This window comes from Brucella sp. BE17, assembly GCF_039545455.1.
Taxonomy (GTDB): domain Bacteria; phylum Pseudomonadota; class Alphaproteobacteria; order Rhizobiales; family Rhizobiaceae; genus Brucella.
Genome location: NZ_CP154468.1, coordinates 1,127,501 through 1,139,571, shown reverse-complemented (window position 1 = coordinate 1,139,571; position 12,071 = coordinate 1,127,501). Strand labels below are relative to the sequence as shown.

Genomic DNA, 12,071 nt, shown 5'->3' with positions numbered 1-12,071 from the left:
ACGAAAAGACGGCTTTGGAAAGCTGCGGCGGCCCCGATGGATCGCCGCAGATCATTGGTCGGAGAGAAAATCCGTTACTGGACGTTTGCGCCGACGACGCTATCCCAGTTCTTGGTGATTTCTTCCTGCGCTGTTTCAATCTGTTCGATTGTCGGGAAGATGGCCTTTTCATAGGCGTCTGCGGGCGGCAGTTTGTCCAGTAGTTCCTGCGGTATTTTGCCAGCCTTGGCCATTGCGTTAAAGCGAATCGGGTGGCAATAGCCCTTCAGGTAGGCAAGCTGGCCTTCATCGGAATAGATGTGTTCCATCCAGAGCTTGGCCGCGTTGGGGTGCGGTGCATAGGCGCTGATCGCCTGAACATACACACCTGCAACAACGCCTGATTTTGGAATGACGGTCTCGATTTCCGGGTTGCCTTTCAGCGTATCACGGTCGGCGAGTGCGTTGTAATCCCAGCGAATGACGATCGGGGTTGACCCCTGTGCCAGCGAAGCCGCCTTGCCGATAACCGGAACGAAATTGCCGTTGGCGTTCAGTTCCTTGTAGAACTCAAGGCCCTTCTTGCCGGCTTCGGCACCAGGTTGACCGCCACGGGCGATACCGGCTGCGTGAACACCGAGAATGGCTTGTGCGGAAACGCGTGGATCACCAGCGAGGGCTACCGAATTGGCGTAATCGCTTTTCAGAAGATCTTCCCAGTCCTGCGGCACGTCCTTGACGATGTCCGTGTTCACTTCAAAGCCCAGCACACCGTAATAATCGCCGTACCAGTGGCCTTCAGGGTCCTTGGCGCTGTCGGGAATTTCGTCCCATGTCGCGACCTTGTAAGCCTGAGTGAGGCCGTCTTTCTTGGCAGAGGTGCCGAAAGCAAAGCCGACATCGATCACGTCAGGCGCTTGCGGGCCCTTGTTGTTCTTGTTGGCCTTGATGGCTTCAATTTCATCGCCCGAACCCGCATCGGGATTGAGTTCATTGACCTTGAGGCCGTATTTATCCTTGAAGCTCTGGATAATCGTGCCATAGCCACACCAGTCATGCGGAAGGGCGATGGTGGTCAACTGACCTTCCGCTTTTGCAGCGGCGATCAGTTCGGCTGACGGCTCGGCGGCAGCAATAGAAACTCCGGCAACGGCGATAGCCGTCGAAAGTGACAGCAAACGTGCTGTATGGCTTAGCATTGGTTGACTCCCTGTTAGACCCCACGGCAGCTCCGGGATTTTCCTGAAGCTCCGCTCTCCGTTACTCGCCCCATATGACGGCTGGATGACAGCCCCGTGTCTGTCATAAATCGCCATTGATGAAAAGTGAACCACGTTTTCAGGGACTTAGCAATTCACCTTTGAAAAGGAGACGTATGTTTATGACAAAAAATATAAAACCGGGCGTGCGGTTGTCATGATTGGAAGAGGCTGTATCCTTAATGACCGCCTCCGCCGCCACCTGCAGTCTGCTTAGGCTTGCGTAAAAGAATTGCGCAAACGGCAAGCGAGCAGAACATCAATGTCAGGATAAAAAAGACGTCGATAAACGACATCAGTGTGGCCTGCTGGCGGACCATGCCCGCCATTTTCGAGATGGCAATTTTCGCACCGTCTAGGCCTGCAGCGTTGTATTTCGCCGTCAGATTAGCAAGCATATTCTCCGCCTCGCTATTGCCCCACCGCACATGTTCGGCCAGCCGGTCGTAATGCATGTCCGTGCGGCGCGTCAGAATGGTATTGATGACAGCAAGACCCACCGCGCCGCCCAGATTGCGCGTCAGGTTGAAGAGGCCTGACGCATTTTTCATCAACGCCGGAGGCAGCGTTCCAAGTGCCAGATTGTTGATTGGCACCATGCACAGCATCAGCGAACAGCCGCGCAGGATTTGTGGAAGCAGCAATTCATTGAAGTCCCAGTCGGCTGTAAGGCCCGTCACCATCCATGTGCCGGCGGCAAAGCCAAGAAAGCCGATCATCATCATGATGCGCGGATCCAATCTGTTGGACAGAAAGCCTGCGACCGGAGCGGTAAAGAACATGGCAAGCCCGCTGACAAACAGTGCTTCACCGATCATCAGCGCATCATAACCGCGAATGCTGCCAAGATAGAGCGGATAAAGGTAGGTCAGGCCATAAAGGCCGACGCCCATGACGAAGGAGAACAGCGAGCCAAAAGCGAAGTTGACGTTTTTGAAGGCGCGCAAATCCACGATGGGCTGCTCTGCGGTAAAGGCGCGGTAGAAGAACATGATGCCGCCAATCGTCATCAGGATGGAAAGGATAAGTATGGCCTCATCCTGTAGCCAGTCATTGCGCGGGCCTTCTTCAAGCACATATTCCATGGAACCAAGGAAGGCGGCCATGCCGATAAGACCCCACCAGTCGAACTTGCTTAAAAGCGAGCTGTCACCCTCGTCGAAATCAATGAGGTTCCATGCGGCGATACTCACCAAAATGCCGGGGCCAACGTTGACAAGAAATAGCCAGTGCCAGGAAAAAGCATGACTGAGATAGCCGCCAATAGTCGGTCCAATTGTCGGGGCAAGTGTTGCAACAAGCCCTATCATTGGCGAGACGATGGAGCGCTTTGAGGGCGGAAAAATAGTGAAAGCTGCCGCAAAGACGCTTGGGATCATGCCACCACCGATAAAACCCTGGATGGCGCGGTAGACGATCATCTGCTCGATATTGGTGGCGGTCGCGCACAATATGCTTGCAAGCGTGAAGCCCGCCGCAGAAAGGGTGAAAAGTACGCGCGTCGATAAAAGCCGCCCCAGAAAGCCGGAGAGGGGGATCATGATCACTTCAGCGATCAGATAGGAAGTCTGCACCCAAGATATTTCGTCGGAACTCGCACTGAGGCCTGCCTGAATTTCGGCAAGTGAGGCTGACACAATCTGGATGTCGAGGATGGCCATGAACATACCGAACACCATCGCCAGAAATGCGATAGCTTTCTTGGGGTCGATGCGTTCATCTGCCGGAGCGGTAGGCCCCATTGTCGTGTCTGCGGCCATGAAGGCGCACTCCGATAGCGATGGATGAAACGGCGCGGGAAAATGTCAAGCCGCGCCATTGTTCATTTTATTATGCTGCTTACTCTGCGGGTGCCTTGGGTGCCGTGCGTGTGTCGATATCGACGATAACGCTAAGGCCAGCCCTGATCTTGCCGGAATCGAGAGCCTCCTGTGGGATGGCGATGCGCACCGGAACACGCTGCACAACCTTTGTAAAATTACCCGTGGCGTTTTCCGGGGGAAGCAATGAGAAAACCGCGCCTGATGCAGGGGCAACGGATATCACCTTGCCTTCGAATTTTTCGCCATTGAGCGCATCGACATAGATATGTGCTGTCTCGCCAACCTTGATCGAGGCCAGCTGAGTTTCCTTGTAATTTGCATCAATATAGAGCTGGCTAACCGGCACGAGGGCTGCAATCTTCTGTCCGGGGGATACAAGGTCGCCTTTTTTGCCAGCAAGGTTGCCGATCACGCCGTCAAAGGGTGCACGCAAAGTGGTGAACGACAGGTCACGGGCAGCCTTGTCACGGGCAAGTTCGAGTGATCTGGTGGAACTGTCAGCTTCCTTATATTGCGCATCGAGAACGCCGATATTCGCCTTGGCCGAAGCAATCTGTGCTTCCGAACCTGCTAGATTGGCGCGAGCCTGATCGAGCGAGGATTGCGCGTTGTCGAGATCGGACTGCGCCACGAATTTTGTCTGATGCAGCTTCTGCACACGGCTGAGCGTCGACTGGGCATTGGTCAGAACCGCAGTGCTGGCCTGCTTCTGCGCTTCGGCCTGTCGCAGGGTAGCGCGCGCTGCCACTGTCTGTGCGACGATACGGTTCAGCGTTTCCTGTTGGGTCGCAAGTTTCGCCTCCGCCTCTTCAAGCGCAATGCGGTAGTCGCCAGAATCAAGTTGGAAGATCACGTCATTGGCCTTGACCGACTGGTTGGCGACAACCGGAATATTTTCGATATAACCCGTAACCTTTGGCGCGATGGAGGCGATGTCGCCCTGAACATAGGCGTCATCGGTCGATACCATGAAACGGCCAACCGTCCAGTAATGATAGCCATACCACAGTCCGGCTGCGACTGCCGCAATAATCAGTACCGGTAAAACGAAGCGCCTAACTGGTCCCTTCTTTTCACTTGCTTTGGATGGTTGTGCGGGCTGGGGTAGCTGTGGTTCTACCTCAGGAAGCGCCTCAGGCTGCTGACGCTCTGCCGATGGCACGTCCTGTGCCGTGACACTGCCCGTTGGGTCAGTCCTGACATTTGGGAAGGGACGGATATCGGCCTGGTCTACTGACTTCTTCACAGCCATAGAAAATTTCCTGCACACATGGGGATTGAACCGTTCGGTTCGATTTCGATGTTGACTTAGTGCAATAAGGTGAGCATATCAAGCATATATCGAACCGACCGGTTCGAAATATGTAAGAGTTTTTTGATATGAAACCAGAACGCAACATCTTTGAGCATGTCGATGCCAACAAGGGGCTTATGGACAAGCGTGCGAAGATAGTTGCCGCAAAGAACCCATCCGGGCCCTTGAAAGCCGGAGACGTTGCTGCAGAATGTGATTGCAGCCGTGCGCGACTTGGCGCCGGGCAGGACCCTGTCAAGAGGAATCAGATCCTCCAAGGCGCAGAAAATGTGTTCCTGCGTATGGGGTTTGACGCTGCGAGCATGAACGACATCACCCGAGAGGCGGGGGTCTCAAAGGGCACGATCTACGTTTATTTCAACAGCAAGGAAGATCTGTTCGTAGCACTTTGCGAACATTACCGCAAAACCATGTTCGGTGCGCTCATCGGAAAACTGGAGAAGGGATTTTCCAACCGTGAGGAACTGACAGAATTCGGCATTGCTCTGGTGACACTGATCACCTCCTCTACTGCCATCCGCGCGCAGCGCATCGTGCTGGGCGTCAGTGAACGCAAACCGGAATTGGCTGCAGCGTTTTATGCTCGTGGACCCCGGCGAAGCCTTGAGGCCATGGTGCAGCACCTCGACAAGATGGTGGAGGCCGGGGTTCTGGAGCCGATCGATTCCGCCCGGGCTGCTTCCCAGCTTGCCGACCTGTTTCTGGCCGGTCTTTATCGCCCACGTCTTTTCAGCGTGTTGCGCGACCCGCCATCCGAGTCAGTCATCCGGGCGAACGTCGATGCTGGCGTCGACTTCTTTTTCAAAGCCTATGGTAAAACCAGTCCAGAGCGTGGCTGAATATTTTTCTAAAACCGCCATATTTTGGCATTGTTCTTGTGTCTAATATCGTGTCGAATAGTTATCGCGAGTTGCCATACAGATTATTATTTTTTGAACTTATAAATGATTGTATAGCCTGTCAGTACGATTTTAAAGCTGTCGTCTGCAGGGTTTTAAGCGACAAGCAGGATTTTTAAAGGCTTGATTTGCAAGGATATTGCTATGACACTTGATCTCGTTCATTTCCCTAATTTTAAAAAAACCTTTTTTGGCGCTTCATTTCAAAGCGATACACTTAATTTGTTCACCCAGATGCGCGATGAGGTAAACTGCCGTTATATCGTTCATTCCTACCGTGGGCGGATCGGCGATTGTGCCAAGACAGGGTCCTCTGATTTGACGGTCGTTCTCACCGTTCCTACAGCCTGGTCGGCGCGTTATTCTGCAAAGAACTATTTTGCGATCGATCCGATTTTTCGGGACGATGCTCCCTATTTTTCGAATGACGGTGCCGGTATCGTGCATGATTTACAGGAGGATGCCGATGCGTGTCCTGCCGTTGCCGACTATCTTTGCGATGCGCAAAAGCATGGCATCGGTAATCTTTTCGTCGCCGTCTCTCCGCGCAGTCCGAAGGGCGCTTCAGGCTGTACGCTTTTTACTTTTGAAATCGATGAAAAGGTAGATCGTGTGCAATTTGTCGCCAAGCTGCGCCCGCGCCTGCTCAGCCTTTCAGCAAACCTGCACGACGCGCTTTGCGGCTCCGATGCCACCAAAGTGGCGGGTCTTTTAACGCCGCGTGAGGTTGATTGCCTGCGATGGGCTGCAAACGGAAAAACGGACGGTGAAATTGCCGAGATTCTCAGCATTGCCCGCTGGACCGTCGTCACCTATCTGCAAAATGCGAAAATCAAGTTGAATTGTTCCAACCGCACTTCGGCCGTTGCCATGGCGCTGTCTCTGGGCATCATAGAGATGCTGGGTACAAATCATCTGCTGTGACACGACCTGACGCCTGTCTGATCAGACAGGCGTCCATTCAATGGTCGCCGCAACGGTTACAAAGGCCACGCAGTTCCAATGTGGTCTTGCTCGGTCGAAACCCGTTTTGCAGGCTCCATGCACTGACGAGGTTTTCAATTGTCGCATCGGAAAATTCTGTTACCTGTCCGCATTTCTCGCAGATGGCAAAGGCGACAAGTCCTTGTTCGTGGCATTGCGGATGCGCACAGGCGACAAAGGCATTCAGGCTCTCAAGCCTGTGAATAAGCCCGTAATCCAGAAGCTTTTCCAATGCGCGATAGACCTGAAGCGGTGCACGAAATCCGTCATCTCGTAACTGGTCGAGAATCGTATAGGCGCTGAGTGGTCCTTCAGCCTTGGAAAGCACATCGAAAACCAGAGTCTGGTTGCGCGTGAGATCCTGTGGGGCGTGATGATGGTGATGAGTACTCATTGTTTAGCGGTCCGTTTCGATTAGGCCTTTGCGCGCTTCCCTATATTTAGGGGCAAAAGGCTGAAAATAAAAATGGCAAGTGCGGCGACCACGATGGAAGGGCCTGATGGCGTGTCGAATTGGATAGAGCCATAAAGCCCACCTACGACGCCAGATGCACCGATCAACGAAGCAAAAATTGCCATCTGCTCCGGTGTGGATGCGAAGCGGCGCGCTGTTGCAGCCGGGATGATAAGCAGCGCCGTGATTAGCAGAATACCCACAATCTTCATTGCAATGGCAATGACGATGGCAAGCAACAGCATGAAGATTATTCGCGAAAGGGCAGGGTTCATGCCCTCTGCGCGCGCAATATCTTCGCTGATCGTAGCGGCGAGAAAGGGGCGCCAGAGCCAAGCCAGCACGGCGAGCACGACTATGCCGCCGCCATAGACAAAAGCAATATCCATTCGCGACACAGCAAGGATGTCGCCGAATAGAAACGAGAGTAGATCGACGCGTACCCATGTCATGAAGGCAACAATGACGAGTCCCAGCGCCAGGGTTGCGTGTGAAAGAATACCGAGCAAAGCGTCGGACGACAGGGATTGGCGGCGCTGCAAAAGAAGAAGTATGGCGGAAATCGTCACCGCAACGGCGAACACACCGATCATCAAATTGATGTCGAAGATCAGGGCGAGGGCCACGCCGAGCAACGCGGAATGTGACATCGTATCCCCGAAATAAGCCATGCGGCGCCAGACGATGAAGCAGCCAAGGGGGCCGGTGGTGAGCGCCAGCCCGACACCGGCTATGAGCGCGCGGGTGAAGAAATCATCAAGCATGGGAGCCACCTCCGTCATGCTGGGCGACGTGCGTATGCCCGCTTTTATTTTCGCCATGATGATGGCCATCATCTTCATGGCAATGGTCGGTGACAGACCCATCGGCATGCAAAACGCGCCCGTCTGGTAGATGCGTGTGGTCGTGATGGTGCTCATAGACCGCGAGCGGGCCAACGGCGCGGCGGCCAAAGAGACGTGTATATTCAGCACTCGCGGTAACATCGCGTGGCGTGCCGCTACAGCAGACGTGGCCGTTGAGGCAGATGACGCGGTCGGTCGCGGCCATGACCAAATGCAAATCATGCGAAATTAGAAGTACACCGCAGCGCGTTTCATCGCGAAACTGCGCGATCAATTCGTAAAGAGCGGCTTCACCAGCGAAGTCGACGCCCTGAACGGGTTCGTCCAGCACGAGCAGATCGGGCTTTCGGGCGAGCGCACGCGCCATCAGTGCGCGTTGAAACTCACCGCCGGATAATTGAGTGGCTTCCGCTTTCAGAAGATGTGGAATACCAACCGCTTCAAGAGCGGATATAATATCTTTTTTGCCAAGCGCGCCGGTTAGTGTCAGAAGCCGCTCAACGGAAAGGGGCAGGGCGCGGTCGATCGTGATTTTCTGTGGTACGTAGCCAATGCGCAGGCCCGCTTGGTGGACCACTTTGCCTTCATCCGGTTTTAGTATGCGCAGCGCCATTCTGGCTGCCGTGCTCTTGCCGGCACCATTCGGCCCAATCAACGTTACGATTTCACCGCGCTCGACGCTCAGGTCTACGTTACGGACAAGCCAGCGGCCGTCGCGGAAAACGCCGGTGTTTTTCAACTCGATCAGTTTCTCCCCGGCCTGTTGAGTGGGGAGCGTGGTTTTTCTGGCCATCTGGTTTCAGGCTTTCATTACTCTATTGCTGAATAATCATCTGCCGATTCGGCTTTTTCCCCAGCGCTTTTTTTCACCACGCCGACATTTCACATGCCAATTTTGAAATCGTCTGTCTTGGCTGTCAGGTCGTAGGCCTTTGTCGAAGAATGATTTCCCGGCAAGTTTTGAGCGACTGGTTTCAAGACAATTTTCTCCACAAAGGGTCTTGTCTCATCTTATGGCAGACGTTATAGCATAACGCAATCTATGTAATAGAATAACATATCACTCCGATGTTTACGAAAAAGAGAGATCATGAAACCCTTACGTTGCCTTTTGCTTGCATCTGCCTTTCTTGCCGGTTTGAGTTCCGTCGCTTTTGCCGCTGATCGCGACGGTGTCGTCGTCTCGATCAAACCGCTTCATTCGATAGTCTCTGCGGTCATGCAGGGCGTAAGCGAGCCGAAACTGATCGTGCAGGGCGCGGGTTCGGAACATAGTTATAGCCTAAAGCCATCCGATGCCGAAGCGATAGAACATGCCAAGGTCATTTTCTGGGCGGGACCGTCGATGGAGACTTTCCTTGTTAAGCCTATCGATACGCTCGGCGAGGGCGCGAAGGTCGTAACACTGGGTGAGGTAGCAGGCCTTACCCGTTTGAAATTCCGCGAAGGCGGCCCGTTCGAGGCACATGATCACGGCCATGAAGGACACGATCATGCAAGCGAGGGCCACTCCCATGAAGCTCATTCCCACGAGGGGCATTCGCATGATGAGGACAAAAAGGGCGATAGCCAAAATCACGATCATGCAGCCCAAAATGGTAAGGAAGCGCATGAGCATCATCACCATCACGGCGAATATGATCTGCATTTCTGGCTGGATCCGGAAAACGGCAAGGTGCTGGTTGGTGATGTCGCCAAGATATTGAGCGAAAGCGACCCGGTTCACGCCGAACAATACGAGAAGAATGCAAAGGACTATGCCGCAAAGCTCGATCTTCTGACCAAGGATGTGGCCGCTGAACTCGCTCCGGTCAAGAACAAGCCTTTCATTGTATTCCATGACGCGTATCAATATTTCGAAAACCGTTTCGGCGTGAAGGCTGTCGGCTCCATTACGGTTAGCCCTGAAAAGGCACCAGGTGCTGCGCGCATCAAGCAAATTCACGACAAGGTCAAATCGCTCGGCGCGACCTGCGTTTTCTCCGAACCGCAATTCGAGCCGAAGCTCGTCAAAACTGTTATTGATGGGACGGATGCCAAAACCGGCGTTCTCGATCCGCTCGGTGCGGACTTGAAGGATGGCCCCGACCTTTATCCACAATTGATACGCAATCTCGCCAGTTCACTGAAAAACTGTCTTTCGAAAACATAAAGATGACCTGAATTGACCCGGCCTTGAGGCCGGGCTTTGACCTCAACAGGCTTGCCTGTTGAGGTGTATGGTCTTTTTATAGAATATATCTGAGCGCGAAACATCAGGCGGCTATTACCGCCTCTTTTTTCATCAAACGATGAAATGATATAACATAATAAAATGAAAAAACAAAAGGAGCGCCATCATGCAAAAGAGGCTTCCCGTTACCGTCCTTTCCGGCTTTCTCGGGGCCGGGAAAACGACGCTGCTCAATCATGTACTTAACAATCGCGATGACCGTCGCGTTGCGGTGATCGTCAATGATATGAGCGAAATCAATATAGATGCCTCGCTGGTGCGCGAAGGCGGAGCCAATCTCTCGCGGACCGAAGAACAACTGGTCGAAATGACCAACGGCTGCATCTGCTGCACCTTGCGCGACGATCTTTTACAGGAGGTCACGCAACTGGCGGCGCAGGGCCGGTTCGACCATCTGCTGATCGAATCGACGGGTATTTCCGAGCCGTTGCCGGTGGCTGCCACCTTCGAATTTCGTGACGAGCAGGGCCGAAGCCTGTCCGATGTCGCGAGGCTTGATACCATGGTGACTGTGGTCGACGCCGCCAATCTTCTCAAGGATTATGCGTCGAGCGATTTTCTGCGCGACCGCGGCGAATCGCTTGGTGAGGAAGATGAGCGAACACTTGTCGACCTTTTGGTCGAACAGATCGAATTCGCTGATGTCGTGGTTCTGAACAAGTTTTCAGCCGCCTCGCCGCAAGAGCGCGATCTGGCGCGCAAGGTCATCCGGTCACTTAATCCCGATGCCCGCATTGAAGAGGCGGATTTCGGACGGGTTCCGCTCGATGCAATTCTCGATACGCGGTTGTTCGACTTCACCAAGGCCCATGAGCATCCACTCTGGTACAAGGAGCTTTACGGCTTTGCCACCCATGTTCCTGAAACTGAGGAATATGGAGTTCGTTCTTTCGTATATCGTGCAAGGCGTCCTTTCGATCCGCAGCGCTTTAAGGTCTTCATTGACAAAAGCTGGCCGGGTGTCGTGCGTGCCAAAGGTTTTTTCTGGCTGGCAACCCGCCCGGATTTTGTTGGTGAAATCAGTCAGGCCGGCGCTTTAGTACGCACCAACAGGCGCGGACGCTGGTGGTCGGCAGTCCCCAAACATTATTGGCCGTCCGAGCGGGAATGGCACCAGGCGATGAACCCCTATTTTCATGACACGTGGGGGGACCGGCGGCAGGAAATCGTCTTTATCGGCGTCGATCCAATGCGGCAGGATAAACTTGTCGAGGAACTCGATGACTGTCTAGTCACGGAAGCAGTCTATGCGCCCGAACGCTGGTCGAAGCTCAGCGATCCATTCCCCGAATGGTCATTTGAGGCGGCCTGATCAGGAAAAGAAGTCTATTCCGACAGTGGGACCAGTCGCATGATATCCATCACCCTGCTGTCGGCAAGCGTGCGATGATCAAGTACATTGGCGATCGCCTCACGCACGTCCAGCATCATCAGGCGCACTTCGCATTCGTCTTCGTCGCAATCGTCGCAGGGGTGATAGTCCGTCTTGCTGGCACAGGCGATAGGCGCCAATGCCCCGTCGAGTGCACGAATGATATTGCCGACGGCGATTTCCGCAGCGGGGCGGGCGAGGCTAAAACCGCCGCCCTTGCCTTTTCGGCTCACAACAAAACCGGCATTGCGTAATTCGGTAAAGATATTGTCGAGAAATTTGCGCGGGATGTGATGTTTTTCGGCAATCTCGCCGGCCGAAACCAGTTGGCCTTGCGTTACACCTGCCAGATGCACCATGGCTTTCAGACCGTATTTGCCTTTCTTGGTCAGCATGCCACCCCTGTGCTGCATTTGACGGACAATGGTGTCCGTAACCCGGATAAATGCGAGCGCCAAACCAAAGGGCACCCGATTTGAAGAGGTTAGGAGTTAAAGAGCGTTCAGACAAGTCTCTCGCTGCGGTACGGTCGTTGTGTCGCGCAAGGCAAGACGAAGCGCCCCGTCAAGCGAGTTGCCAAGTGAGGGGGCATAAAGCGTGCGGTAGGGAAAACAGGGCAGGGCGGCATAGGAACTTGCGAGCCCGCCGGACAGACTGAAGCGACCAAGTTTCTCCACACCCATGCGTTCAAGGCCCATGGCTATAAAATGACAAGCGCGCTTGGTGAGCGCGAGCCCAAAAGCGTCACCTTGTGCTGCGTACTCGAAAATCAACGGTGCGAAAGCCGCGTAATCTCCAGGTTTGGCCTCGCGGGAGAACTGCGTTATCTTACGCGCATCTCCCTCAAATTGCGAAAGCACCACCTCGATAAGTCTGGTCCGGTCTGCCATGTCATCGAAAGCCAGCAA

General features: G+C 53.9%; 12 protein-coding genes (1 of these 12 cut by a window edge). 4 read left to right on the top strand and 8 right to left on the bottom strand.

Going from position 1 to position 12,071, the window contains the following annotated elements:
- Positions 1 to 74: 74 nt before the first annotated feature.
- From AAIB41_RS16510 to AAIB41_RS16500, 3 genes are all read right to left on the bottom strand, one after another.
- Positions 75 to 1,178, bottom strand: coding sequence for an ABC transporter substrate-binding protein (locus tag AAIB41_RS16510; RefSeq protein WP_343315095.1), 1,104 nt, complete (start codon positions 1,176 to 1,178; stop codon positions 75 to 77).
- Between the two features lie 239 nt (positions 1,179 to 1,417).
- Positions 1,418 to 2,998: a DHA2 family efflux MFS transporter permease subunit gene (locus AAIB41_RS16505; RefSeq protein ID WP_343315094.1), complete on the bottom strand. Its 1,581-nt coding sequence runs from the start codon at positions 2,996 to 2,998 to the stop codon at positions 1,418 to 1,420.
- A gap of 79 nt (positions 2,999 to 3,077) precedes the next feature.
- A complete protein-coding gene (locus tag AAIB41_RS16500) occupies positions 3,078 to 4,313 on the bottom strand; it encodes an HlyD family secretion protein (RefSeq protein ID WP_343315093.1) in 1,236 nt (411 codons plus the stop codon).
- A gap of 128 nt (positions 4,314 to 4,441) precedes the next feature.
- Between AAIB41_RS16500 and AAIB41_RS16495 the strand changes: the two genes are divergently transcribed.
- Together AAIB41_RS16495 and AAIB41_RS16490 are read left to right on the top strand one after the other, a co-directional pair.
- Complete coding sequence (locus AAIB41_RS16495) at positions 4,442 to 5,215, top strand: TetR/AcrR family transcriptional regulator (protein WP_343315092.1); 774 nt, start codon at positions 4,442 to 4,444, stop codon at positions 5,213 to 5,215.
- 204 nt (positions 5,216 to 5,419) lie between these two features.
- Complete coding sequence (locus tag AAIB41_RS16490; RefSeq protein WP_343315091.1) at positions 5,420 to 6,199, top strand: LuxR C-terminal-related transcriptional regulator; 780 nt, start codon at positions 5,420 to 5,422, stop codon at positions 6,197 to 6,199.
- Positions 6,200 to 6,236: 37 nt separating this feature from the next.
- Here the strand turns inward: AAIB41_RS16490 and AAIB41_RS16485 are convergent, their stop codons facing one another.
- The 3 genes from AAIB41_RS16485 to AAIB41_RS16475 are packed head-to-tail and all read right to left on the bottom strand — an operon-like array spanning position 6,237 to position 8,351.
- Positions 6,237 to 6,653, bottom strand: coding sequence for a Fur family transcriptional regulator (locus AAIB41_RS16485; protein ID WP_343315090.1), 417 nt, complete (start codon positions 6,651 to 6,653; stop codon positions 6,237 to 6,239).
- A 20-nt stretch (positions 6,654 to 6,673) separates the two neighbouring features.
- Entirely contained in the window at positions 6,674 to 7,477 is an 804-nt protein-coding gene (locus AAIB41_RS16480) for a metal ABC transporter permease (protein ID WP_343315089.1), read from the bottom strand.
- A complete protein-coding gene (locus tag AAIB41_RS16475) occupies positions 7,470 to 8,351 on the bottom strand; it encodes a metal ABC transporter ATP-binding protein (RefSeq protein WP_343315088.1) in 882 nt (293 codons plus the stop codon). Before AAIB41_RS16475 ends, AAIB41_RS16480 begins: the two co-directional genes overlap by 8 nt.
- A gap of 297 nt (positions 8,352 to 8,648) precedes the next feature.
- Between AAIB41_RS16475 and znuA the strand changes: the two genes are divergently transcribed.
- Both znuA and zigA read left to right on the top strand, forming a co-directional pair.
- Positions 8,649 to 9,710 carry a zinc ABC transporter substrate-binding protein ZnuA gene (gene znuA, locus AAIB41_RS16470; RefSeq protein ID WP_343315087.1) on the top strand — a complete coding sequence of 354 codons (1,062 nt, stop codon included), beginning with the start codon at positions 8,649 to 8,651 and terminating at the stop codon, positions 9,708 to 9,710.
- A gap of 187 nt (positions 9,711 to 9,897) precedes the next feature.
- Positions 9,898 to 11,103 carry a zinc metallochaperone GTPase ZigA gene (zigA, locus tag AAIB41_RS16465; RefSeq protein ID WP_343315086.1) on the top strand — a complete coding sequence of 402 codons (1,206 nt, stop codon included), beginning with the start codon at positions 9,898 to 9,900 and terminating at the stop codon, positions 11,101 to 11,103.
- 14 nt (positions 11,104 to 11,117) lie between these two features.
- Here the strand turns inward: zigA and AAIB41_RS16460 are convergent, their stop codons facing one another.
- A complete protein-coding gene (locus tag AAIB41_RS16460; protein WP_343315085.1) occupies positions 11,118 to 11,558 on the bottom strand; it encodes an Rrf2 family transcriptional regulator in 441 nt (146 codons plus the stop codon).
- 96 nt (positions 11,559 to 11,654) lie between these two features.
- Positions 11,655 to 12,071 carry the final stretch of a BadF/BadG/BcrA/BcrD ATPase family protein gene (locus AAIB41_RS16455; protein ID WP_343315084.1) on the bottom strand. It continues 495 nt past the right edge of the window, so the window shows 417 of its 912 coding nt (coding positions 496-912); the start codon falls outside the window, past its right edge; it ends in the stop codon at positions 11,655 to 11,657.

Bases quoted from the DNA above. Each gene is read 5' to 3' on its own strand.
- AAIB41_RS16500 (WP_343315093.1), bottom strand. From the start codon at position 4,313: ATGGCTGTGAAGAAGTCAGTAGACCAGGCCGATATCCGTCCCTTCCCA.
- AAIB41_RS16490 (WP_343315091.1), top strand. From the start codon at position 5,420: ATGACACTTGATCTCGTTCATTTCCCTAATTTTAAAAAAACCTTTTTT.
- AAIB41_RS16495 (WP_343315092.1), top strand. From the start codon at position 4,442: ATGAAACCAGAACGCAACATCTTTGAGCATGTCGATGCCAACAAGGGG.
- AAIB41_RS16485 (WP_343315090.1), bottom strand. From the start codon at position 6,653: ATGAGTACTCATCACCATCATCACGCCCCACAGGATCTCACGCGCAAC.
- AAIB41_RS16510 (WP_343315095.1), bottom strand. From the start codon at position 1,178: ATGCTAAGCCATACAGCACGTTTGCTGTCACTTTCGACGGCTATCGCC.
- AAIB41_RS16505 (WP_343315094.1), bottom strand. From the start codon at position 2,998: ATGGCCGCAGACACGACAATGGGGCCTACCGCTCCGGCAGATGAACGC.
- znuA (WP_343315087.1), top strand. From the start codon at position 8,649: ATGAAACCCTTACGTTGCCTTTTGCTTGCATCTGCCTTTCTTGCCGGT.
- AAIB41_RS16475 (WP_343315088.1), bottom strand. From the start codon at position 8,351: ATGGCCAGAAAAACCACGCTCCCCACTCAACAGGCCGGGGAGAAACTG.
- AAIB41_RS16460 (WP_343315085.1), bottom strand. From the start codon at position 11,558: ATGCTGACCAAGAAAGGCAAATACGGTCTGAAAGCCATGGTGCATCTG.
- zigA (WP_343315086.1), top strand. From the start codon at position 9,898: ATGCAAAAGAGGCTTCCCGTTACCGTCCTTTCCGGCTTTCTCGGGGCC.
- AAIB41_RS16480 (WP_343315089.1), bottom strand. From the start codon at position 7,477: ATGCTTGATGATTTCTTCACCCGCGCGCTCATAGCCGGTGTCGGGCTG.